The organism is Psychrobacter sp., assembly GCF_030457785.1.
Lineage (GTDB): Bacteria > Pseudomonadota > Gammaproteobacteria > Pseudomonadales > Moraxellaceae > Psychrobacter.
This window is the reverse complement of sequence record NZ_JAKDUI010000010.1, coordinates 1-23,371: the sequence shown is the minus strand read 5'-3', so window position 1 is coordinate 23,371 and position 23,371 is coordinate 1. Positions and strand designations below refer to the sequence as shown.

Annotated in this window: 18 protein-coding genes; 8 read left to right on the top strand and 10 right to left on the bottom strand. The window is 44.9% G+C overall.

Features of this window, described 5'->3' with window-relative positions; all coding sequences use genetic code 11:
- Positions 1–125: 125 nt before the first annotated feature.
- The 5 genes from L0J61_RS01280 to L0J61_RS01260 all read right to left on the bottom strand — a co-directional run bounded on the left by L0J61_RS01280 (position 126) and on the right by L0J61_RS01260 (position 6,095).
- Entirely contained in the window at positions 126–728 is a 603-nt protein-coding gene (locus L0J61_RS01280; protein ID WP_301464509.1) for a YsnF/AvaK domain-containing protein, read from the bottom strand.
- Positions 729–979: 251 nt separating this feature from the next.
- The gene (locus L0J61_RS01275) at positions 980–1,828 is read right to left on the bottom strand and encodes a PRC and DUF2382 domain-containing protein (protein WP_301464508.1); all 849 of its coding nucleotides are present in this window, start codon (positions 1,826–1,828) and stop codon (positions 980–982) included.
- A gap of 517 nt (positions 1,829–2,345) precedes the next feature.
- Positions 2,346–3,527, bottom strand: a complete 1,182-nt coding sequence (locus L0J61_RS01270; RefSeq protein WP_301464507.1) for a thiolase family protein — start codon at positions 3,525–3,527, stop codon at positions 2,346–2,348.
- A 77-nt stretch (positions 3,528–3,604) separates the two neighbouring features.
- Complete coding sequence (locus L0J61_RS01265; protein WP_301464506.1) at positions 3,605–4,948, bottom strand: homoserine dehydrogenase; 1,344 nt, start codon at positions 4,946–4,948, stop codon at positions 3,605–3,607.
- A 289-nt stretch (positions 4,949–5,237) separates the two neighbouring features.
- Positions 5,238–6,095, bottom strand: a complete 858-nt coding sequence (locus tag L0J61_RS01260; protein WP_301464505.1) for a DsbC family protein — start codon at positions 6,093–6,095, stop codon at positions 5,238–5,240.
- A 436-nt stretch (positions 6,096–6,531) separates the two neighbouring features.
- Here L0J61_RS01260 and L0J61_RS01255 point away from each other — a divergent pair, with 436 nt between their 5' ends.
- Positions 6,532–7,461, top strand: a complete 930-nt coding sequence (locus L0J61_RS01255; protein ID WP_301464504.1) for a DUF808 domain-containing protein — start codon at positions 6,532–6,534, stop codon at positions 7,459–7,461.
- 146 nt (positions 7,462–7,607) lie between these two features.
- Here the strand turns inward: L0J61_RS01255 and L0J61_RS01250 are convergent, their stop codons facing one another.
- Positions 7,608–11,567 carry an Rne/Rng family ribonuclease gene (locus L0J61_RS01250; RefSeq protein WP_301464503.1) on the bottom strand — a complete coding sequence of 1,320 codons (3,960 nt, stop codon included), beginning with the start codon at positions 11,565–11,567 and terminating at the stop codon, positions 7,608–7,610.
- A 1,173-nt stretch (positions 11,568–12,740) separates the two neighbouring features.
- Here L0J61_RS01250 and L0J61_RS01245 point away from each other — a divergent pair.
- Both L0J61_RS01245 and L0J61_RS01240 read left to right on the top strand, forming a co-directional pair.
- On the top strand, positions 12,741–13,766 hold the full coding sequence (locus L0J61_RS01245) for an RluA family pseudouridine synthase (RefSeq protein WP_301464502.1): 1,026 nt from the start codon (positions 12,741–12,743) through the stop codon (positions 13,764–13,766).
- A gap of 199 nt (positions 13,767–13,965) precedes the next feature.
- On the top strand, positions 13,966–14,679 hold the full coding sequence (locus L0J61_RS01240; protein WP_301464501.1) for an HAD-IA family hydrolase: 714 nt from the start codon (positions 13,966–13,968) through the stop codon (positions 14,677–14,679).
- A 195-nt stretch (positions 14,680–14,874) separates the two neighbouring features.
- Here the strand turns inward: L0J61_RS01240 and yihA are convergent, their stop codons facing one another.
- Positions 14,875–15,645 (bottom strand): ribosome biogenesis GTP-binding protein YihA/YsxC, encoded by a 771-nt coding sequence (yihA, locus tag L0J61_RS01235; protein ID WP_301464500.1) that lies wholly within the window; start codon positions 15,643–15,645, stop codon positions 14,875–14,877.
- A gap of 463 nt (positions 15,646–16,108) precedes the next feature.
- Between yihA and L0J61_RS01230 the strand changes: the two genes are divergently transcribed.
- The 4 genes from L0J61_RS01230 (at position 16,109) to L0J61_RS01215 (ending at position 19,413) form a co-directional block, all read left to right on the top strand.
- Positions 16,109–16,444 (top strand): cytochrome c5 family protein, encoded by a 336-nt coding sequence (locus L0J61_RS01230; RefSeq protein WP_301464499.1) that lies wholly within the window; start codon positions 16,109–16,111, stop codon positions 16,442–16,444.
- Positions 16,445–16,972: 528 nt separating this feature from the next.
- A complete protein-coding gene (locus L0J61_RS01225) occupies positions 16,973–17,641 on the top strand; it encodes a cytochrome c (RefSeq protein ID WP_301464498.1) in 669 nt (222 codons plus the stop codon).
- A 261-nt stretch (positions 17,642–17,902) separates the two neighbouring features.
- Positions 17,903–19,036 carry a hypothetical protein gene (locus L0J61_RS01220; protein WP_301464497.1) on the top strand — a complete coding sequence of 378 codons (1,134 nt, stop codon included), beginning with the start codon at positions 17,903–17,905 and terminating at the stop codon, positions 19,034–19,036.
- Positions 19,024–19,413 carry an RnfH family protein gene (locus L0J61_RS01215; protein WP_301464496.1) on the top strand — a complete coding sequence of 130 codons (390 nt, stop codon included), beginning with the start codon at positions 19,024–19,026 and terminating at the stop codon, positions 19,411–19,413. The genes L0J61_RS01220 and L0J61_RS01215 overlap by 13 nt, the downstream gene beginning before the upstream one ends.
- Before the next feature lie 34 nt (positions 19,414–19,447).
- Here L0J61_RS01215 and L0J61_RS01210 read toward each other — a convergent pair whose 3' ends face one another.
- Positions 19,448–19,867, bottom strand: coding sequence for an outer membrane protein assembly factor BamE (locus L0J61_RS01210; protein ID WP_301464495.1), 420 nt, complete (start codon positions 19,865–19,867; stop codon positions 19,448–19,450).
- A gap of 323 nt (positions 19,868–20,190) precedes the next feature.
- On the opposite strand from L0J61_RS01210, the gene fur reads away from it, so the two are divergent.
- The gene (gene fur, locus L0J61_RS01205; RefSeq protein ID WP_301464494.1) at positions 20,191–20,625 is read left to right on the top strand and encodes a ferric iron uptake transcriptional regulator; all 435 of its coding nucleotides are present in this window, start codon (positions 20,191–20,193) and stop codon (positions 20,623–20,625) included.
- 133 nt (positions 20,626–20,758) lie between these two features.
- On the opposite strand, the gene L0J61_RS01200 is transcribed toward fur, so the two are convergent.
- Together L0J61_RS01200 and L0J61_RS01195 are read right to left on the bottom strand one after the other, a co-directional pair.
- Entirely contained in the window at positions 20,759–21,880 is a 1,122-nt protein-coding gene (locus L0J61_RS01200; RefSeq protein ID WP_301464493.1) for a PilT/PilU family type 4a pilus ATPase, read from the bottom strand.
- Between the two features lie 110 nt (positions 21,881–21,990).
- Positions 21,991–23,046 carry a type IV pilus twitching motility protein PilT gene (locus tag L0J61_RS01195; RefSeq protein ID WP_301464492.1) on the bottom strand — a complete coding sequence of 352 codons (1,056 nt, stop codon included), beginning with the start codon at positions 23,044–23,046 and terminating at the stop codon, positions 21,991–21,993.
- Positions 23,047–23,371: the final 325 nt, after the last annotated feature.

Genomic DNA, 23,371 nt, shown 5'->3' with positions numbered 1-23,371 from the left:
TATGTTTGATGACCGTATTAGTAAGCATTTAATCTAAATGGCAGTTACACAGAATCTGGGATGGGCTCCAGCGTTGCTTTTTTATGCTTGTCTCACGGGTATGTAGGGCGTGTCATTTGCTGATATTACTTACTATCAGCAGAATCCGCGCCATGCTCCAAAAAACCTTCCTCTGATATATCCAACTCTTCATGTTTGAGGCTTACTGGGATGCTATCCGTATGTGTGTGGGTCGTTTTGCTGACATCAACTTCTTGGATAGCATAAGTCTCTTTAGTAATAGTAGCGACTTGGCGAGATAAAACTATCTCCGTTGGTGCATCACCAATCTCTATTTGCTTACCATTAATAGTCACTACCGCTTTACTGTCTAGCGATGGCTCTACATGGCGCAGTATGTCTTTTTCATCATAGTTACCGGATAGGAGGTCTTGGCTTTCGGCGTCATGATATTCAGTGCGGACAGTGATATATTCTTCTACCAGTTCAATAGGTACGTCCACAGTTCTGGTTCGAGAGTGCTTGGTTACCGTCACCTTACCGACGTCTAAGCGCTCTTTATTTATCACGGGACGCTCTTCTAGTAATTCAAATTTGCCGATACTAGTGTTATTGCTGGTATTCGTGTCATTGCCCGCATTGTTGCTTTCGCTTTTTGGCTCGGTAGATTGAGTGCGCGCTTGATCCAAATTATCTTTGCGGTGGCCGTCATCATGGTCAGTAGTCATCATCATATCCTTATTGTTTTATAGTAGTTATATAGGGTTGGGCTGTCGCTTAACAGAGCGTCTCAACTCGATACCGTTAGGTCCGGTTGATTGCAGACTAAGTCGCTATCATTGAAGCGGTGGTGCACTATTTTATGTCGTTGGCAAAAAGGCCAGAGACATGCTCTGGCCTAATTTACTAAGTGGAAGTACTTAGGATGCCTGTCAGGGGTGTTTAAGTAAAGGCCAAGTAGTAGGAGCTGACTGGCGTATTACATACCACGAGCATGGCGTACATCGTCTGCAGTGATGTCGTCACGGTCTATCAGGTTGCCTTCGCGGTCTACCACGTTGCCATCGCGATCGATGTCTAATTCCTCGCGCTGGATCGTTTCCACTATAGTTTCTGTATGGCGTTCCGTGGTTTTGCCCACGTTTACTTCTTCGGTGACGTAAGTTTCTTTGCTGACGCGAGCACGCTCGGCTTCTAGCTCTACCTCCACAGTCCTGTTGCCATCAGCATCGCCGATGCGTCGATCTGTTGGTCGATCTACATTCGTACGCTGAATGTTGGCACGTTCTTCTTCTAGCTCGACATCGATGTTGCGCTCTTCGGTCACGACGTGCTTACCGACCTTCACCAGGCCTGCAACGATACGGTCTTTATTGACGGTTAAACGTTCTTCCAATAACTCCAAGGCACTTGGCGCCTCATAGGCGCTGTTTGAAATTTCCATGCGCTCTTCATTTGGGACGGTATTTGCGACAGAAGCTGTACGGTCTTTTTCATATTGTTCTTTGTAGCTGTACTGGTAGTCTCGCTCGTAAACTTCCATGGCTTCGACCTGCGATCGGGTCAAGCTGTCAAAGAATACGTCGTCACCAACGATGCGTGCTAAACCTGCTGGGACCAATACTTCTTTTGAACTAAACCAGCCGCCCGCATCGACGATTAGGTAGCGAATGCGCCCTGTGGTTTCTTCTACCAAAGCGCCTTCGATTTTACCGACTTTGTCTTCATTGACACCATAGGCGGTGTTGCCGGTAGGATCATAATAATCATCACCGATGAGTTCACGGTGGGTGTCTTGAATATCTTTTAAACGAATAAGTTGGCTCATTATGTTTTTCCTTTTTTATGAATTCATTGTTATTATTTTGCTTACCTTTTACTCATCTAGGGCCGCTGCGATCGTTATACGATTAGATGCTATATGTGGTATAAACCAGCTGCAAACCACTTAGGGCATAGAGATATGGGTAATCTTAGTCTCTACTTAAGCTTGATAATTATCTTAACACCATGATTTTAAAAGAGGTATATGAGCGAGGTAGCAAAATGTGCGCTTGAAGTAATTGCGTGTAATGGGCTGTAAATGTTCGCAACGCAGCTGCCAGCTATGGGAATAATTTGTAAACAGTGCCATAGTTACCATAGGGTGGTGGAGAGAGGAAGTCGACGGGTCAAGCGCCGCCTGATCATAACTAGAGATACATCTGTAAGCACGAGCCAACAAAAAACCGCGCAGCAGATTGCCACGCGGTTTTCAATATTAAGAAGGGCTATTATCAATTCAAATAATGACTTAGCTTTTAGGGACTAGGTCAAAACGTGATTGCTATTTGGGCCGGTTCTACTTAAGGTAGTTCGATAGCAACCGCAACTGCTTCACCACCACCGATACATAATGTTGCAACACCTTTTTTTCCGCCAGTACGCTTGAGTGAGTTGATAAGCGTAACTAAGATACGAGCACCAGAACAACCCACTGGGTGACCAAGTGCACAAGCACCGCCTTCGACGTTTACTTTAGAATGCTCGATGTTTAGCGTGTCCATGGCCGCCATGGTCACCATTGCAAATGCTTCATTGATTTCCCATAGGTCGACATCAGAGACAGTCCAGCCAGCATTATCCAAAACCTTCTCAATGGCACCGATTGGCGCGATTGTAAATTTACTTGGGTGAAGCGAGTTGGAGGCGGTTGCAATGATACGCGCTTGATAGCTAAGACCTTCGGCTTTTGCTTGCGATTCTTTCATTACGACCACTGCCGCTGCACCGTCAGAAATTGAGCTGGCATTGGCTGCTGTGACAGTACCGTCTTTAGCAAAAGCTGGTCGCAGAGTAGGGATACGCTCGGCATTGGCAAGACCTGGTTGTTCATCAGTATCAACGGTTTTTTCACCTTTGCGGGTTTGAAAGGTAACCGGTTCGATTTCATCTTTGAAGTGATCTTCTTTGATAGCAGTGAGCGCACGACTCAAAGATTCGATAGCAAACTCATCCATCTGCTCACGTGTATAGCCTTTTTCATCAGCCATTTCTTGAGCGAATATACCCATTAATTTACCGGTTTCAGCATCTTCTAGCCCATCCAAGAACATATGGTCTTTGACCTCCTTATGTCCCATGCGATAGCCGCCACGTGACCCTGGCATGATGTAAGGCGCATTGGTCATTGATTCCATGCCGCCGGCCACTGCTACCTTGATACTACCAGCTTTGATGCTATCGTGGGCTTGCATCACTGACTTTAGACCTGAGCCACACAGCTTGTTAATAGTCACTGCACCCGTTGCATCGGGTATTCCGGCCTTGCGCATCGCTTGACGTGCAGGACCCTGACCGATACCGGCGGTCAAAATACAACCCATAATAACTTCGTCGATATTATCTGCTTTGACACCTGAGCGCTCAATAGCAGCTTTGATGGCAGCGGCACCAAGCTCAGTCGCGCTGGTATCCTTTAATGTGCCTTGAAAACCACCCATTGGAGTGCGGGCGCCGTTTAAAATTACGATTGCATCATTTGACATTGTTATAAATCCTTTTATGTATTTTGAACGAAAGCATTGTGTCGTGACAAGCTAATAGCTATATGACTTCCAGTCGTCTATGCAAGCTCATCTAAACGAATGCGGACGACTTTGTCGGTAATAGTGTCTAATTCTTCAATTTCTTTGATCGCTAGATTCATTTGGCTCTCAACTACTGGTAGCGTCAAGATAATGACGGGTACCTGACCTACTTTATGCGCAGGCTTTTGCAAGATGGCGTCGATGTTGATGCCCGAATCGCTTAGGATGCGGGTAATATCAGCCAGCACACCAGGGCTGTCATAAGCATGCACACGCAAGTAATAACCGGTGGTCATCTGCTCGGCACGTAATATCGGTGTATCGGATAATTGGTCGGGGATAAATGCCAAGTGCGGGACATGATGACTGTGGTTGTTTTGGTCAGTGCTGTTTTTACTGCCCAATACACGAACCAAGTCCATGACATCAGCCATCACTGCTGATGCCGTTGCGCCAGCGCCAGCACCATCACCGCAGTATAGTGTTTGTCCAAGTGGGTGAGAGTTGACGAGTACCGCATTTTTTACGCCATTGACACTGGCCAGTAACGCATCCTGTGGAATGAGTGTCGGGTGTACGCGCAGCTCGATACCCGCATCGCTATCATTGCCTGCGCCATCACGGCGTACGGCAAAGCCCAGGTGTTTGATACGGTAGCCAAGCTCTTCAGCATAATTGACATCTTGTAAGGTAATACCAGTGATGCCTTCGCAGTAAACTTTGTCAAACTGTAGCGGTGTACCAAATGCGATAGAAGCAAGTAAAGCAAGCTTGTGAGCGGCATCAATACCTTCGACATCGAAGGTTGGATCTGCTTCGGCGTAGCCCAGCTCCTGTGCTTCGCTCAGCACATCGTCGAACGAGCGACCTTTATCACGCATTTCAGTCATGATGAAGTTGCCTGTACCGTTGATGATACCTGCTAGCCACTCAACCTTGTTGGCAGCCAATGCTTCGCGCATAACTTTAATAATTGGAATACCACCTGCGACAGCGGCTTCATATGCGACATGGACGTTATGCTCTTCGGCAAAGGCAAAAATTTCATTGCCGTGTTCAGCAAGTAGTGCTTTGTTCGCTGTCACCACGTGCTTGCCATTTTTGATGGCGTGCATGATGAGGTCTTTTGCCAAAGTGGTACCGCCGATCACTTCGATAACGATATCAACGTCGTCGCTTGCAGCAGTTGCCATCAAGTCACTGTTTTGTACGATATTAGGGTCAATATCGTCGCGATGACGGCGTGTACCAACTTCGGTAATGATAATGTCGCGGCCGCTACGGCGCTTTAGTTCATCTAAGTTGTCGTTGATTAGGTCGACCACGCCTGTTCCGACGGTGCCTAGTCCAAGTATCGCTAGTTTGATGGAATTGCTCACAGTATCCTCAAGAGGTTAAATAGGATGAATCAAGTGTCGCACTGCTATAAGGTCAAATGCGCTAGTAGTATTAACTCTACTATTGATGCGTATTTTCTCTATTTCACAATTGCAGTATTGTGCTTGGGTTCATCTTAGATGAATAAAAAATGCTCAGTTGAAAGTAAGTTGCTGATTCTTAATGGTGCTTTATCGTATCACACCATTGAGTGGTTGTGACGTCTAAACACTGTCGCCACCGTCATATATATCAAAGCGTATTAGAGGTGGCAGCGTCTGTCAAATCAAATCAGTTTATGCCAACGGCTTGCGCCAACTGTGCGGCCGGTAGGTAGCCACCGACTTGCTGTCCTGTTTCAGTAAAGATGGCTGGAGTACCACGTACACCCAGTCTGGCGCCTAGTTCCATATGGGCTTGTACTGGGTTGTCACAGCTAGGTGCCTGGACGTTGGCACCTATCTTGGCTTGATCCATCGCGGCGTTACGGTCTTCGCTACACCAAACAGCTTCCATTTTTGGAACTGATGCTTGACTGCGTGGCCAAGCCAAATAACGCACTTCGATACCGCGGGCATTGATATCATCCATCTCTTCGTGCAATTTGCGGCAATAACCACAATCGGCATCAGAAAAAGTATAAATGACAGCTTTGGTTTCGCCTACTGCTGGATATATCACCATTTCTTCTTTATCAACAGCGGCTAGCGCTTCTTGGACGGTATTCGCAGTGAGCTCAGCACTGATATCTACAGGTGTCTCCTCACCCACTGCGATGATTTGCCCTTGGATAATGTGCTTGCCAGATTTGTCGGTAAAGAAAGAGGGCAGGCCTTCAGCCGTTACCCAATAAATACCATCCATTGCTGTTGGCACCGCTGAGACGATGGTTTCTTCAATGCCAGACGCGTTTAAGTTGGCTTGTAATGCTTCAACTACGGTAGTGTCAGTACCATTGTCACCAGTTGCAGCGCTGCTAGCCGTTTCTTGAGCACTACCAATAGCGTCAGTGTTGCTGGTCGCATCGGCTTTGTTGTTTGAGCAACCAGCAGCAATAGCGACTAGTAAAGCACCCGCCATAAAACGAGACAGTTTGTTTTTACGAAAGCGATTAGCAGTAAAGGTTTTTCTGGTGAAAAGGGCTGACATATGAATTTCCTATAGGCATAACGCCTAATCATGAGTTCACTGAAGCAAACAGGAACGATGGTTGTAGTGGCATTGATAAGTGTTTATTGAAGGTCCACGTACTCTGATAGTCTATGTATACGGGCATTCTTATTGTTCATTGGTAATAAAAATGAAATATTAATGTCGCGTATATTATCATATTTATTATCAAAAACAGCTAGAGGCTAGGCGATTGTATAGAGATACAAATAAGGTCAGCCAATAGATGTAGAATGATACATGGATTCTATGAGCCTGAATTCAAAAATCAAGATACATTTGTGCTATTTAATATCGGCGTTCAGCTAGGTAGTCTATTATCAATAATATTATTTTTGCAGACCACTTATATAAACGTTTTGTATGAATTATCCTAACCTTCTTTTTTTCAACAATTTTGCGCTGAGGAGCATATATGGCAGCTGGCAGTTTATTAACCTTACTTGATGATATAAGTGTGATATTAGATGACGTTTCTGTCATGACAAAAGTCGCAGCCAAAAAAACCGCTGGGGTCTTGGGTGATGACTTGGCACTTAACGCTGAGCAGGTCACTGGTGTCAAAGCCAACCGTGAGCTGCCCGTAGTTTGGGCAGTGGCGAAGGGCTCGTTTGTTAATAAGCTTATCTTAGTACCAGCTGCACTGTTAATCAGCGCTGTCTATCCGCCGTTGGTGACATTTTTATTGATGTGCGGCGGCTTGTTTTTGGTTTATGAAGGGGCTGAAAAGGTTATTCATAGGTTTTGGCCACATGCTATACCACATGATGAAGAGCAGCAGGCACGCCGTGAGGCCAATGCGGATGAAAAAGTAGATTTGGTTGCTTTTGAAAAAGACAAAATTAAAGGTGCGATACGCACGGATTTTATTCTGTCAGCTGAGATTATTGTCATTGCGCTGGGGTCGGCGGCGGGTGCGACATTATTAGAACAAAGCCTAGTGCTGTCGATTCTTGCTATTGGTGTGACGGTCGGTATCTATGGCTTAGTTGCTGGGATTGTGAAGATTGATGATGCAGGTTTGCATCTGATGGAGCAAGAAAGTAGCTTCAAACAGACATTTGGCAAGCTGATGTTTGCTGCTGCTCCTAAGTTGATGAAGTTTCTGTCTATTGCCGGTACGTTGGCGATGTTCTTAGTCGGTGGTGGCATTTTAGTCCACGGTATTGGATTTCTACATCATAGTGTAGAAGATATTGCGCATTTGACGGGTATCTTTGAGACGTTGACTGCTACGATATTGAATGGCTTGGTTGGTTTTGTTATTGGTGCAGCAGTCGTGGCTATTTTGACGGTTGTCGGTAAAATCCGGGGCAAAGATGACAAGGCGTCATCTACCCACTGATGCTTGATTGATTGTGGTTTTGTATTGGTTCAAAACGATCTGATGTGTCGACCAATGCTGTGGTCTAGCACTGCAATTAAAGTTTAAATAAAAAAGCCCCCAAAGTTGTTATTAACTTTGGGGGCTTTGCTTTTGCGGCTATAAAACTAGCTGTCGCTGTCTGAATCGTCAGCTTCTAGCTTTTCAGCTTGTGTGGGCTTTTTATGCTCCGTCTTAGGTTTGCGACTGCGCGATTTTGGTACTTTCGGCGTGGTTAAATTAAACATGCCGGTTTGAGGCAGTAATTGCTCAGCCACATTTTCAATCATGTTTTTATAGCTGGCAATGGTCGTCTTAGACTTTGCAGATTGACTGTCTTCCTTGGTGGTTTGTTCCATATCTGCAGTTTCAGCACCATTGTCGTCAGCCTCTCCTGCAGTGTTGTCCGTAGGCTGCTGCTTGGCAGATTGTGAGAGTGCTTGATCTACTTCTAGCAGCTGTTCACTTTCAGTGCTGACATTGTCTGCTTGCGTTTCGTTCGCCAGGGCGGTGGCTTCGATATGATGTGCATCGACTTCTTTCTCCGCTTGCTCCGTGTCAGTCGCTTGTCCTGCAGGCACACTCAGCACGGCCAGATCTTCTGATGGTTGATAGTCAGGATGTTGACCTCGCGGATCGTTGCTGGCGCGCTTACCAATAGCACGTGGTTGTACATCCGTTTTACCTTGCAAAGCTGCAAACTGACTGACAGCCTGGGTCATCGCCTCAAAGCGTGCTAGGTAGTCTGCCGCCAGTGGTTGATAGCCATAGTTGCTAAAGTCAAAATCACTGATATCAGCGGCAGGAGCGGTCTCTGCTTCGTTGCTCACCACTTTTGCTTGCTGAGAGTGTGCTTCGATAGCAGCGATAAAGCAGCTAATCACACCATCGTTTTTTATACGATTGTCAGCGTCTGTGAGAGCTTGACGAACAAAATCGCCAACCGTTCCACTGATGGTCAGTGTGTTTACGACTGCTGCATCAGCTGACTTGGCAGGTGTTGACGCTTGAGCAGCTTGCGCTTGCTGATGGCGTACAACGCGTGGGTCATTGCTTGCTTGCCCAAATGCTTCTGCAGTCACGTAGCGTGTCGCAAACAATGCCTCATGTGTTAACTCAAGCGCTGAGTTTTTTGTGTCGCTATGGCTGTCATCACGGCCGCTTTTGTCATTGCTGTCTGCACTGTTGCTAGCTGCCTGCGCTTGTTTGCCGTTACTGGTAGCATTTTTAGCAGTAGCGTTTTTAGCATAGGTTTTAGTGTCGGTGCTCTCTTTAGCACTGACGCCATCATTGCTCTCATTGCTTGCTTGAGTCGATGCTTGCTTGCCATCTGCCTCGTTAGCTACTGGTTTTGCGCTGTCAGTCTCGTTTGCTTCTTTTGATTGCTCAGCTTCCGATGATTTGACCTCAGCATGGCGATCAGCTTTTTTCGCGCTGTGTTGATTGTCTGCTGAGGACTTGTTATCAACGTTTTTATCACTGTTTTTTACAGAGCTCGTGTCTGCCGTTTTATCATTAGTAGCATTTTTATCAGCACTTTTGTTTTGCTGCTGAATAGGCTTGCTGTCATCTAAAGATAGGTGGACGACCTCTGGTGATTTAAGTCCAGCGGGCGCTTTGTTGACCTGCAACGTGACTTCGTTGGGATCTTGATTGCGGCGTGTGTTAGAGGTGCTTTTTTTGTTGCTCGCATCGTCACTTTTGCTGGCTTGTTGTGTACTTTGTTTGACGTTGTCAGCCGTTAGTGATTCACCGCGCTCTAGCTTTCCGCGTGATCCACGTTGGCTATGTGATTTACGATTGGTACGAGTGTGCTGATCTGCAGCGTGGCTATCTTTGCTACCTTTGTTATCAGCGTCTTTACGCTCGTTGGTATTGCTTTGCGTGTTACGGTCGCTTGTTTGGCTGCTATCTTTTTGCTTGTCACCATTGCTCTGCGTATTATTGCCTTCAGCAGCGTAGTCTTTTCGTTGACGTGACTTAGAAGATCTAGACTTGCGTGACTTGCGTTTTTTTCTGTCTTCGTTTTTGCTCTCATCAGTGCCGCTATCTGAGCCACGACGTGATTTTTGCTGATTAGTGTTGCTGCTTGATGATTTTTCATCATTGCTCTGGCTGTTGCTTTGCTGAGCAGTCTGCGACTCGCCCGCTGCGTTGTCCAGAGCGGTGTTATCGATTTGTCCAAATGAGCCTAAGCTTTGTGAGCCGTTGTTGACGTGTGCTTCTATCGCTTCGGCTGCATCGCGGCTGCTGACATTGGGTGTCGTTGACGCTTGCGGTGCTTGGGCAAACAGGTTAGATAGCCAGGCAACTGCTTGTGGCTGGGCTTCTGTAACCTTAGCAGATTTTGGTGCGACTGGGTCTGCAACGTTTTGAGCTTTACCATCTTGCGCTGTTCGTGTAGATGAGGCGTGGTTGGTGTCGTTATGATTTGCCGTGTGTTTATTCGACTGCGCATGCTTATTCTGACTGGTTGTAGCATTGTTTTTAGATGCTTGGCGTGGTTGACGGGTTGGCTGCTGTTCAGGACGTTCGTTTTCAGCTGTTTGCCAATCCACGTCGTAACCCAATTCGGTAGATTCTTGTTGCTGCGTGTCGGTGATACGCTCATAGCTCGATGGTGCGAAACCATCACGATTGAAGTGTAGCTTAAAGTTGGGTGACTCCAAGTGAGCGTGTGGCAAAATGGTAATGCGTGTGCCACTGTCTTGCTCAAGATACACCAAGCTATCGCGTTTTTCGTTTAATAAAAACGCAGCAATATCTGTCGGTACTTCTGCTTGGACTTCACCTTGGCGTTCTTTTAGTGCGATTTGCTCAATTTGACGCATGATGGACAGTGATAATGAGCGCAGGTCACGAATCATACCATTGCCGTGGCAGCGTGGGCAGATATAGCCGGTTGACTCCTCTAGTGATGGACGTAGGCGCTGACGACTCATCTCCATCAAGCCAAACTTAGAGATATCGCCAAACTGTACGCGAGCACGGTCGTATTTCGTTGCATCGACTAGGCGTTTCTCGACTTCCTTTTGATGTTTGTTGTCATTCATGTCGATAAAATCAATGACAATCAAACCACCCATATCACGTAAGCGCAGCTGACGGGCAATCTCATCGGCGGCTTCTAAGTTGGTATGATAAGCGGTTTCGGCAACATCTGAGCCTTTAGTCGATTTGGCCGAGTTGATATCGATAGAAACCAGTGCTTCAGTTTGATCGATAACGATTGAGCCGCCCGAAGGCAATCGAACTTCGCGCTGATAAGCGGTTTCGATTTGTTTTTCGATATTAAAGCGTGAAAACATCGGCTCATAATCGGTATATTTGCGTAGTTTTTCAGCTTGCTTTGGCATCACCGCATCGATAAAACCAGACGCTTCGATGTAAGCGTTTTCGTTATCAATCCAAATCTCGGCAATATCATCTCGTAAGTAATCACGAACGGCACGTGTTACAACACCTGCTTCTTGATGAACCAAGCGCGGAGAAGGGTATTTTTGATTTTGTTCTTGGATTGCTTTCCAGATGTTTAGCAGATGGTTTAGGTCGTGTTGCAAGTCTTCTTGTGTTTTACCAATACCCGCGGTACGAATAATAACGCTCATGCCTTTTGGTAGGTCAAGATTGCTCAACATGCGCTTCATTTCTTCACGCAGCTTACCTGATATTTGACGTGAAATACCGCCACCACGAGGGTTGTTTGGCATCAATACTAGGTAACGTCCTGCTAAAGAGACATAAGTCGACAGAGCAGCACCTTTATTGCCACGCTCTTCTTTTTCGACTTGGACGATGAGTTCGTCGCCTTCTTTGATCAGTTTTTTGATGTTTTCGTCACGTGGATTGCCGCTGAGGTATTCGCTAGAAATCTCACGAACCGGCAAGAAGCCTTGGCGTTGTGAGCCGTACTCAACAAACACCGCTTCAAGTGATGGCTCGACACGAGTCACATGACCTTTATAAATGTTGGATTTTTTTTGTTCGCGGGTACGGTTTTCTAGATCGAAATCGTACAGATGGTTGCCTTTGCATAAGGCCACACGAATTTCTTCGTTTTGGGTAGCGTTGATCAAAATGCGCTTCATATTTCTATCCTATGAGTACGCATAACGACGACGGTTTTGGGCTTTAGGGCGTGGTGGCAAGTGTGGCTAATCGTTACATTAGCATGGGTAGATAATCATTGACGGTAGAACGCAAATCATGAGTTTCATAATGTACTTGGGCTTTTCAACCGCTTTTTCGCCTAAATCGCATTAGCGGTGCTAACGCAGGTATGAGTCAAATAGGGTGTAAGGCTATAGGCTCAGGTATTACTGTCTGCTTGTTCTAGATATTGATGCACCAGCGCATCATCAGTCTTCGGGGTCAGTAGTTTCTGTTTGGGTAAATCCGCGCACTTTGTAAGAGTGGGCAATGAGTCAGTTACTGGTCTAAAAATCCTGATAAAGGCATTGTTTTGTTGCAAAAATTCCATCAAAGCCTAGTAATAATATCGCTGTGTTCAGTGCTAGCTTGTAAAGTAGCGGTATCCGGCAGCGTTGTCATTAGGTGAAGCAATTGGTCATGCTTTATGTGTCGTTCTTTTGGGTATTACGTCAATAATATCTTGGGTGTCTTAGGGTTAGATGTCACCGCTTTCGTCATCAGCGGGGCGTACTTGGCAAACAGAATAAATCACCGGCATATTGGCACGGCGCTGTGTCTATTTGTTTATGTCTCTATTGTCATCTGTTTGACCACTAATACTTAGGCAGCTATCGATATGTTTGTCGATCCTAACGTAAGACTTCCCATACTTGCTCAACTGCGCTCGCGTAAAAAGCCATGATAAATCATTTTAAAAAAAGTCGTGGCTATGCGGGTGGTGAGTCAATGTTATGTTTTAATCGGTCAATAAACGGGCACTTTGCCAGATTTACTCACTCGATGGTATTTTGTGTCACTATTTATTTTATGGTACGGAATAAAACCTATACCGTTCTTTCGGTTGAGCTCTTTCAATTTACGCAGCATGTTGATAGGTCGTGTTATAAAAAACATCTTTAATCAAACAATGCGTTCTAAAGTGAGCTGAAGCAAACAATCTTGGCAGACAATATCGCTAAAACCTTTTTACTAACAAGTAGCAAAAATGGCGATAATGCAATCTGACGCAACAATGATTATTGTCGCAGCTTCTGCTTAATTGGTGTTCAACATGTTAAACTATAGCAAATCTTTGTGTAAATACCTAACTAAAAATGACAAACCCAAAAATGACAGACGACGCACCTATCCATGAAGCCCCAGCTATTTTTAATAGCAAAACACGGCCGCAAAGCGCTGACGACGAAATCAGTAACTTCGGTCGCGTCAATTATCTGGAAGTAACGCGCCACCAACATGACCAGCGTTTGGATAACTTTTTGCTAAACCGCTTAAAAGGGTTGCCAAAATCGCATATCTATAAAATGATTCGCTCTGACGAGGTGCGCGTCAACAATAAACGTTGTAAGGCACACGACAGGCTGCAGCGTGAAGATGTGGTACGTATCGCACCAGTTCAGTTGGCAACACGTGAAAAGCCTATCATCAGTACCGAATTTGCTAACAGTTTATTGGCACGTGTGGTATACGAAGATGATGGGTTGCTAGTATTAAACAAACCCTCTGGTATTGCTGTGCATGGTGGGAGTGGGTTGGACTTTGGTGTCATCGAAGCCATGCGTGAAGTGACTGGCAAGAAATATCTGGAGTTGGTGCATCGCATTGATAAAGACACCTCGGGCTTGCTCATGATCTCCAAAAAACGCTCTGCGCTCAAAACCTTGCAGCAGCATTTGGTAGATAAGACCATTCAAAAGCACTATTTGTGTCTGGCAAAAGGGCAGCCTGCGCTGAACGAGCAACGTATCGACCAACCATTATTACGTTATACACTCGGTAGTGGAGAACGCCGTGTCAAAGTGGACGCCATTACTTCACAAAATCAAGACTCACAAGCCAAAGAAAGTCAGACTGACATTATAGTGCATCATCGTTTTATGCTAGCAGATGAGCCAGTAAGCTTGATTGAAGCCAAGCCGCTGACAGGACGCACACATCAAATACGTGTGCATTTGGCGCACATCGGTCACGCCATCTTGGGCGATGATAAATATAATGTTCATGACAAGTCAGGAGTTCATCGTTTGTGTCTGCATGCGTGGCGATTAGATATTCCAGGCTATGAAACCATTACTGCACCGCTACCAGACGACATGGCAGATTGGTTACCAGAGCATACTGAATTGCCTGAATAAGACTGCCTGAGTAAGGTAGCAAGCCCAGTGCTTTCTGTACCAATTTTTAAATGCGCACCCTATTGACAAACGTCACGCCACCTTATTTTTCGTAACTGTTCCGCCCTAAAATAAGCTGCCGTGACGTTTTGTATGCTTACTTATTATTCGTCATTAATCATATTTGTTATTTACTACCGCTATTTGTTGAGGTGTATCCATGAGTGAACAATCTACCACTGGTATTTCTGTTACCGCCAATAGCTGTCAGTCAGCAGACAGTCATCAATTGGCTAATAAAACACTGATTATCTTTGATTGGGATGGTACCTTGATGGACTCCATCGGTTTGATTGTTGCATCGATGCACGTGGCAGGAGAAGCGCATGGATTTCAGACGACTGATAAAGCAGTGCAGGATATCATTGGTCTTAGTTTGATGAATGGTATTGATATCCTATATCCACTAGCAAGTGAAGCGCAGAAGTTGGCGATTCAGCAGAGTTATGCAGAGTACTATATCGCCAATAGTCACAGCACGCCGCTTTTTGAGCCAACAGAAACTATGTTGCAGACGCTACACACACAAGGCAAACAGCTTGCGGTAGCCACAGGAAAAAAAAGAAAGGGACTGAATCGGGTGTTAGATGCTTCTAAGAGCCATCACTATTTTGTCATGACGCGTTGTGCAGATGAGGCAGGATCAAAACCGGATCCACAGATGTTGCATGATATTTTGGACCATACTCAGCAAAAAATATCTGACGCTGTTTTTATCGGTGACAGTATCTATGATATTCAAATGGCAACTCAGTTGGGCATGACTAGCATAGCGGTTGATTATGGTACGGCGTCGAGTGAGGAGTTAGCGGCGCAGCAGCCAACGTATCAGGTTGATACACCGCAAGCGCTGGCTGACTTATTGTGTGGATAAAGACGAGCATGAATAGGCTGCGTTCAAAGCGCCCGAATAAAAAAAGAGTTTGTCACTAACAGGACAAACTCTTTTTTTAAGCGATTTAGATGACCGTCGATTGAATTGAGCGATTAAACTGAGGGCACGCCTTAATAGTGAACTGCTCGCTCGTTCAAAAAAATAATCAGTCGGCAAAAACCATTTCCCGTCGTTCTATTTATTTGCCGCTTGGCCAACATCCGCCTGATGATCATTATCGTCTTGAAAGTCGTCGAGTTGGGCACTGTCGTTTTCTTCAATCACCGTCTCAACGATATTTCCGTCGTCAAGTTGATAATCGTACCAACGCCCCATGACACCAGCCAACTCATCCAACCCCTCTTTTCGTAATGCTGAAAACAACTGGATGGTACAATTTAAGCCCAGTTGTTTAAGCCTTTTACGCGTATTTAGCAGTGCATTTTTAGAAGCGCCATATTTCAGTTTATCGGCTTTGGTCAGCAAGATATGCACTGGCAGCTCGCCATCTTTCGCCCAATGTAGCATTTGCTCGTCAAAGAATTTGAGCGGATGACGAATGTCTGTCATCAATACTAAGCCTACTAGGCTGGAGCGTGATACCAAGTACTCTTCCAACTCGACCTGCCATTCTTTTTTCATCTCAAGCGGCACAGAGGCATAGCCATAGCCAGGTAGATCAACCAGTCGTCTGTTGGTATCGCCAATACTAAAAAAGTTAATCATTTGCGTACGACCAGGCGTTTTAGAGGAGCGTGCCAGTTGGCGCTGGTTAGTCAAAGCGTTGATGGCTGATGATTTGCCAGCATTTGAACGCCCAGCAAATGCAACCTCCAGACCCATATCAGCAGGGCAAAGGCGAAAAGTAGGCGCTGACGTCATGAACTCGGTTTGTTGAATCTTTTGACGGGACTTGGTGTTATACAGCGCATGCTCGGAGGCGACATCAGTAAACGGGGTACTCATAAATGGCTCGTTAAAAATTAAGAAGTTGGATACGGTTATCAAGTTGTCAGTTAGTGGACTTGATTTTAGTTGAATTGGTTGGGAGTTATGCAAGGTGTTTATCAGTCATAACCGTTTCTATGTAAACCATGATAGCTTATCAATCATAATAGCAGGCATGTTAAATTACTGACTATTCTATACTATTAGCGACATTAGTTATGTAGGATGTGTTTGATTATTCAAAAATAAGTGAGCGTTAATGATACCACTGTAGAAACAACAACGTCATAGTGGGGTGAGTCAGTTGGCGGTACGAATCTATGGTAACACCAAGTAGCTTACCAAAGCCAAACCATACCCATCTATATTTAAATGACACGGATTGTTACAATAGTGGTCGAGTGATATCTAGTGCAAAGTGCTTGATATCTTCTGATTTCAGGTTTGATTAAGCGAATTAAACATCCAAAGGGGGTGCTTTATGTCTTCAATCACCAAAACACTTGGCAAGGCTCGCCATGTCATAACAGGGAGCATGGCCGTTTTGTTGTTAAGTGGTGCGATGCTCACCAAAGCCAGTGCTGCTGATACTGCTACCATCTATGATAACTCATGTGCTGTCTGTCACGATAGTGGGGCGTTAAATGCAATCAAAAAAGGCAACAGCGCTGAATGGCAGCAGCTCATCGATCAAAAAGGCATGGCATCGTTGATTCAATCAGTGAAAAGTGGCATGCCACAGATGCCTGCTGGCGGACTTTGTAAGGATTGCAATGACGATGATTATCGCAAGCTTATTGAGTACATGATTGACTAAGAGGTGTTGAGCTTTGAACCTTGCCGCCTTCAACTTCAGTACGTTAAACCTAAGTGCGTTAAGCCCAAGTGCGTTAAACCCAAGTGCGTTGAGCGTTGCAACAGGTTCAGACAGCACGAATAGCATTGGCCTACTAGACTGTATTTTATTCCGACCATCCTAAATATCGGTAGTGCCATGCTGGTATTTTCAAACAGGTTCTACCGATTCTAAAAGCCATATTAAATGATCACGTTGTACAACTAAAGCGTTAGGAGATTTTGCCTCTGAGCGCTTTTATGTTCTCTAGTATCGTGGCTTGTGTCATTAGAAAACTGACGGATGTAACGATTAAGTAGGCAAATGCTACAAAGTCTTGCTATAATAATCGAAAATAAACCCTGATGTTAGTAAGTACTTTCAGATTGCTTGTGGCCAAGACCTCAAATGATATACCTGTTTCGCTAAATATTAAGTGGCTGGTATCGAGCGTTTTAGTAGTGCATCACTCTAAATATTGCTTACGTCGAGTTAGTAGGATTTGTATCAATGAAAAAGTTAATCGCTGCTGCCAGCTTATGCGTTGCAAGTTTCAGCGTGCAAGCTGCTATTATTGTTCCTGAGCATGATGTCGAAGCAGGCCAGCAAATTGCAGAAACTGTATGTGCTGCCTGTCATGGTGTCAACGGTGTGAGTCCCGTTCCAGCCCAGCCAAATCTTGGCGGTCAAAACGTGAAGTACTTATACAAACAGTTGATCGACTATAAAACTGGCTATCGCAAAAATGGTATTATGCAATCGCAAATTGCTAACTTATCTCAACAAGACTTAGCCAACGTAGCAGGTTACTATGCTATTCAAGCGCCTTGGGGAGTTGGTTACGGTAATCCAGTGACCAACGACGAAGCCAGAAAAATTTACCTCGGTGGTGATAAATCACGTGGTGTCATTGGCTGTGCAGGCTGTCATGGTCCAGATGCTGCAGGTAATGAATGGGCTGCATTTCCGCGTTTAGGCGGACAACATGCGGAATATATCTCCACTCAATTAAAGCTATTCCGTGCTGCTGGTCGTGTGGATGATATCGATAGCGAAGAGCAAAAGCGTATCAATGACGCTGCCAAAGAAGGTGAGATGGGCATGATGCAGACAGTTGCCTCAAAGCTATCAGACCGTGATATTCGCATTTTGTCAGATTATGTCAGCGCGGTTCACTGATTCGTTAGTACTCAATAACCAGTAACGAGTATCTAATGATTACATTGTGATCAGTGATCACAAGCATTTGACCGTTTGTTAGCCATTATGTAATTATTAAACCCCGATTTCGGGGTTTTTTTATAGCTGTATGTCCCTCATATAAGCGTCACAGATATAAAGATAAAAGCATCTTCAGAGACTTATCGTTACTCTGGCTTATTGTTACTCTGTGAGGTGCTAAATTATTGTTATTTCCTTTAGATCGTTTGGATTTAGATTATGATGATCCGTTATGCTTCTTATTTTATCGCCGCACTATTGCCGCTATTGTTATTTCGTTGGTTCGCGCCTGTCTCAGTTGGTGAGATAGATTTTTGGTTGCTTTGGTTACTGGCTATGATATTGGTAGCACTGCCTGTTGTGTATGCTGAGATAGCGCTGGCATATCGGAGTGTGGATGCGCCATTAGCTGGTATGCAAAAACTCACTCGCGAAGCAGATGCTAGCCCGATATGGCGCAGTTTTGGTTGGTTGGCAGCGTTGGTGTCAGTCGTTGTCGCAGCATTGGTCGTCTCGGGTGTGAGCACGAGCATCTTGACGGCATTGGCTGATCTTAATAGCGCCCCCGCGGTGCCGAGCTTCGCCATTGCGGCAGGTTTGATGGTCATTGCGGTATTGTTAAGCTTGGTAGGCGTTGCGCCCTTACCGATTGGTTTGGGTTTGATGGTCGTCGGCTTATTGCTTGGCGTACTGAACGGCTTACCAAATATTGATTTTGCTATGACAAACGTCAGCTTAGCTGAGTGGGCACGTGCTGTCGCGCTGGCATTGGTTAGCGTGGGGGCAGGTACAGGTCTATATTGGTTCGGTCAAAACTTGGTAAGTAAGCAAGCTGTCAGCGCAGTAGAAGAAGAAAAGTACCAAGTTAAAAGCAAGGCTACTGATCGCAGCCATCGCGCGACGAAATTGGTGTTGCCGATTTGGATACTCCAGCTTCTGGTTGGGGTGGTTGCTTTGTTTATTAGCGGTATGGTTTTGCCGCCGCTTGGACAGTTATTGTATGGGATAGGCGTGCTATTCGTTGTTAGTTACTTGCTGCATTATAGTAGTCAGCAGCTAGCGCATAAGTTTGGTTTGTTAGTCAGTCTAGTTATTACGGCGGTAGTAGCACTGGCGTTGGTTGTTACTATTCCACCCATATGGCTAGTCGGAATTTTGGTCGTTGTCAGTAGTGTGGCTGTGTTGTTGTTATCGATATTTGCAGGTTGGCAGATGAAAATCAGTCACTTGCGTAAGTCTTTAAACTTCGGCAGTGAGGGGTTGTATAACTTGTGGCGGGTGGCGATACGTTTGGTCGTGCCGTTGGCGCTGTTATTGTCCTTGGTAGGTTGGGTGATGCAGTGGCTCAGTTAACCACTAGTGAGAACCACTCTGCCAACGCTTTGCTGCAGTCTGATCGACCCGCATTTATGACGGTGTATTTAGCCTATGCTGAAGATGAACGGCGTCAGCACTATCTGTCTTTGCAGATCCAGCATGGTGCTACTTTATATGAGGCATTGGCACAGTCTGGTTGGTTGAGCAAATTTACAGAACTGGCTGAATGGTGTGAAGGAGTAGCGGATATTGTTGCGCCAACGGCTAAACGTTGGCACGTCGGCATCTATGCACAAAAGCAGCCGCTAAGTTATCGCTTGCAACCGTTTGATCGGATAGAAGTATATCGTAGCTTGAGCGCTGATCCAATGTCTCAGCGCAAAAGCAAATCTCGAAGCCCTGATGCTAAATAAGCCACCAGTTATCACATAGCGTGAACTGTCGTCATTATGAAGATGGCAAGCTTTCTATGCCTTCGATACGACTGACCAAGCCATTGTCGTCAAAATACACGACCAGGTGTTGGCTGGCATTTTTAACATCATCGATACCTTGTCGGTCGCCTTCGGTGCCTGCTTGATAGTCATAGATATAATCCCAGCGCTTAGGCTCGAGAGTATCTCTGATTGCGGGGCTACCAAGCGTATATAGGACTTGATTCTGATTCATGCCCACTTGTAGTGTTTGCGCTTGCTCTTGCGTAATCGCTGTCCCTTGGGGCAAGTCAATCTTATAAACACTCAGTAAAGAGCAGCCAGACATAGCAACAGTAGCGCTCAGCATACTGGTGGTGATGAGTTTGCGTATTGCACTTGCATGGTTTAACGAACGAAAAGTTAATGTCTTTATCATGGTAAGATGACTCATAAGAAATGGGTTAGGCGCGGTCAGCCTTAGTTGTTGCAAGTCCGACCGGTTATCTTGACCAAATGATACGTCATTTACTTGCAATTGCCTACCACTTACGACATTATTTACCAAACGCTACCTGAGTGGTTTTGTTATTTATATTTCAATTTCACACGCTTGCATTTATATTTTGTTAAGCAATACTACATGTATATGGTCAGGGTAAGCGTATCTCACGACATTAAAATACTGAATGTTCGATAACAATAATCGCAGATGATTATTCATCTCACATTTTTCCTCATTTATTTGCTAAGACTGTTACAGTCAAAAGGGATATTATGGCTTCTTTTACCAATCAAGATTTACGTAAAGCAGGATTAAAAGTCACCTTGCCTCGTATCAAAATTCTAGAGCTACTAGAACAAGCAGAACTGCATCACATGAGTGCCGAAGAGGTCTATAAGGCGCTGATTGATCAAGGTGAAGATGTGGGTTTGGCGACTGTCTATCGAGTATTAACGCAGTTTGAACAAGCGGGAATCGTTGAGCGCCACAATTTTGAAAATAACTTATCGGTGTTTGAGATCACCCAAGAAGAACACCACGATCATTTGGTTTGTGATAACTGCGGCAAAATTGTGGAGTTTCACAACGATACTATCGAAGAAGAGCAGATCAAAGTAGCAGAAGAACATGGCTTTAAGTTGTCGGGCCACTCTTTGGTACTTTATGGTATTTGCGACGATCAAGAATGTAAAGACAGCATCAAATAGCCGTTTGTCGTTTTTGATTCTCATAGTTTTTAGGTAGACGATAGCTTTTGATCAGGCGGATGCCCAAAAATAGAAAAACCCTCATAAAACTATATGAGGGTTTTTTTTGAAGTATATCTCAAATGCATGGATATCAATTGTTATCTAATGACAAACTGCCAATACTTTCGTTGACAAGGTGCTGGCCGTTCTCGCTTTTCAGTTTAATTTGCAAACGTAGATCGTTGGGTGAGTCGGCGTGTAAAATAGCGTCTTCATAGGTAATATCTCCTTCTTCATACAAATCAAAGAGCGCTTGATCAAAGGTCTGCATACCGCCTTCTCGCGAGCGTTTCATCACATCTTTAATTTCGTGAACCTCGCCTTTACGAATATAATCACTAATCAGTTGCGAGTTTAACAATATTTCGATAGCCGCGCGAGAGCCCTTTCCATCAGCGGTCGGAATGAGCTGCTGCGCAATAATGGCTTGTAGGTTAAGTGATAAATCCATAAATAACTGGTTGTGGCGGTTAGATTCGAAAAAGTGAATAATACGATCAACGGCTTGGTTGGCATTGTTGGCATGTAGTGTTGCAAATACCAAGTGTCCTGTTTCCGCATATTGAATCGCATAGTTCATAACCTCTCGGTTACGAATCTCACCTATTAGAATAACATCAGGAGCTTGGCGCAAGGTGTTTTTTAGGCCAGATTCAAAAGAGTGAGTGTCGATACCGACTTCACGTTGCGTAATAATACAACCACTATGCTGATGGACAAACTCGATAGGATCTTCGATAGTAATAATATGATCTTGAGCATGTTTGTTGCGATGTCCAACCATGGCCGCCAGCGTGGTAGATTTACCCGTACCAGTCGCACCAACGAGTAGCACGATACCACGTTTTTTCATCGCAAGTTCTTTCAGAATAGGCGGTAGATGCAATTCTTCAACAGTTGGAATTTCGGCTTTGATTTTCCGCAATACCATGCCTACCATATCACGCTGCATAAATGCGCTCACTCGAAAGCGCGCTTGTTTTGCTTTATCCGAAATAGCAAATTGACATTCGTTAGTCTCGTCAAACTCTTGTTGCTGGCTGTCCGTCATGACACTCTTTACCAGTTTGAAGGTTTGTGCGGCAGTCAGCGGTGTCTTTCCAACTGGCAGAATCTTTCCATTTACCTTCATGGAAGGCGCTACATCAGCGGTAATGAAAAGATCAGAGCCGTCTTTATTGATCATTAATTGCAATAGTTTATCAATGTCCATGTTTTACCTGCATTCGATGTAAATGGATGAAAAAAATATCTAAAATCATTCTGTAAATATGGCTCACAAAGAAATGTGTATAAGGCTTTATATGCGTTTCAGTAGCTAAGCTATACGAATGCTTCAGGCTGCTTGGCATATGGACGAGCGACGTCTTTAGTGATAGTACCTTTAGCGACTAGATTTTTCAGTGTTTGATCGAGTGTGGTCATGCCGTCGCCTGCACCGGTTTGGATGGCAGAGTACATTTGAGCGATTTTATTTTCACGAATCAGGTTACGGATAGCGGGAGTGCCTAGCATGATTTCGTTTGCTGCAACACGTCCACCAGTCTTGCGGCGTAGTAGCGTTTGCGAGACCACCGCCTGTAGTGACTCTGACAGCATGGCGCGAATCATATCTTTTTCTTCAGCAGGGAATACGTCGATGACACGGTCGATGGTCTTGGCTGCTGAACTGGTATGCAAAGTGCCAAAGACTAAGTGCCCAGTCTCTGCGGCGGTCAACGCCAAGCGAATGGTCTCTAGGTCACGTAGCTCACCAACCAAAATAACGTCAGGATCTTCACGTAGTGCCGAGCGTAGTGCCGGTTCAAAACCCAAGGTGTCACGGTGAACTTCACGTTGGTTTATCAGGCTCTTTTTAGAAGCGTGAACAAATTCGATGGGGTCTTCAATGGTTAGAATATGCTCTTTTCGGCTCTCGTTGATATAGTCAATCATGGCAGCAAGTGTCGTTGATTTACCCGAACCTGTCGGACCGGTGACCAATACAACACCGCGCTTAAAGTCGGAGACTTTTTTGAACACATTGCCCATCCCCAAGTCTTCCATGGTTAAAACCTTGGAAGGAATGGTACGAAATACAGCGCCTGCGCCACGGTTTTGGTTAAAAGCATTTACCCTAAAACGCGCTAAGTTAGGGATTTCAAAGGAAAAGTCTGTCTCAAAAAACTCTTCAAAATCAGCGCGTTGTTTATCATTCATGATGTCATAAATGAGCTGATGAACTACCTGATGGCTCATTTCTGGCATATTGATACGAGTCATTTCGCCATCGACACGAATCATCGCTGGCATGCCGGCTGAAATATGCAAATCTGATGCTTTGTGCTTGACGGTAAAGCGCAGTAAATCTTCGATACTTAAGTTATTTTTTTCAGCCATAATCGGATATTCCCATCAACCCATAAAGATAAAACAAAAAATGATAAAAGCTTGTGGTAGTCTGCTCTACAGTGATTGACATATATGTGCTGTCTAAAACCAATGACCTGAAACGATGTTGAACGGCAGTCTTTACCCTAACTATTAAATTCAGTAGCATATACTTAGCTATATAACAATATCATAATAATGACTTTGGTATTTAACCATCTATCACCTCAACCTACCACTTCAACAAAAGGCAAAATTAGTCGCCATGAGTCGGAGGTTTGCTTATTAATGCTGATGAGCCGCTTCAGCTAGTTATCGTTCAACCATAAAAATA

Coding starts and splice junctions, on each gene's coding strand:
- L0J61_RS01245 (WP_301464502.1), top strand. CDS start 12,741: ATGACAGACGACGCACCTATCCATGAAGCCCCAGCTATTTTTAATAGC.
- L0J61_RS01225 (WP_301464498.1), top strand. CDS start 16,973: ATGAAAAAGTTAATCGCTGCTGCCAGCTTATGCGTTGCAAGTTTCAGC.
- L0J61_RS01250 (WP_301464503.1), bottom strand. CDS start 11,567: ATGAAGCGCATTTTGATCAACGCTACCCAAAACGAAGAAATTCGTGTG.
- L0J61_RS01280 (WP_301464509.1), bottom strand. CDS start 728: ATGACTACTGACCATGATGACGGCCACCGCAAAGATAATTTGGATCAA.
- L0J61_RS01195 (WP_301464492.1), bottom strand. CDS start 23,046: ATGGCTGAAAAAAATAACTTAAGTATCGAAGATTTACTGCGCTTTACC.
- L0J61_RS01270 (WP_301464507.1), bottom strand. CDS start 3,527: ATGTCAAATGATGCAATCGTAATTTTAAACGGCGCCCGCACTCCAATG.
- L0J61_RS01260 (WP_301464505.1), bottom strand. CDS start 6,095: ATGTCAGCCCTTTTCACCAGAAAAACCTTTACTGCTAATCGCTTTCGT.
- L0J61_RS01220 (WP_301464497.1), top strand. CDS start 17,903: ATGATGATCCGTTATGCTTCTTATTTTATCGCCGCACTATTGCCGCTA.
- L0J61_RS01255 (WP_301464504.1), top strand. CDS start 6,532: ATGGCAGCTGGCAGTTTATTAACCTTACTTGATGATATAAGTGTGATA.
- L0J61_RS01275 (WP_301464508.1), bottom strand. CDS start 1,828: ATGAGCCAACTTATTCGTTTAAAAGATATTCAAGACACCCACCGTGAA.
- L0J61_RS01230 (WP_301464499.1), top strand. CDS start 16,109: ATGTCTTCAATCACCAAAACACTTGGCAAGGCTCGCCATGTCATAACA.
- L0J61_RS01200 (WP_301464493.1), bottom strand. CDS start 21,880: ATGGACATTGATAAACTATTGCAATTAATGATCAATAAAGACGGCTCT.
- L0J61_RS01210 (WP_301464495.1), bottom strand. CDS start 19,867: ATGAGTCATCTTACCATGATAAAGACATTAACTTTTCGTTCGTTAAAC.
- yihA (WP_301464500.1), bottom strand. CDS start 15,645: ATGAGTACCCCGTTTACTGATGTCGCCTCCGAGCATGCGCTGTATAAC.
- L0J61_RS01240 (WP_301464501.1), top strand. CDS start 13,966: ATGAGTGAACAATCTACCACTGGTATTTCTGTTACCGCCAATAGCTGT.
- fur (WP_301464494.1), top strand. CDS start 20,191: ATGGCTTCTTTTACCAATCAAGATTTACGTAAAGCAGGATTAAAAGTC.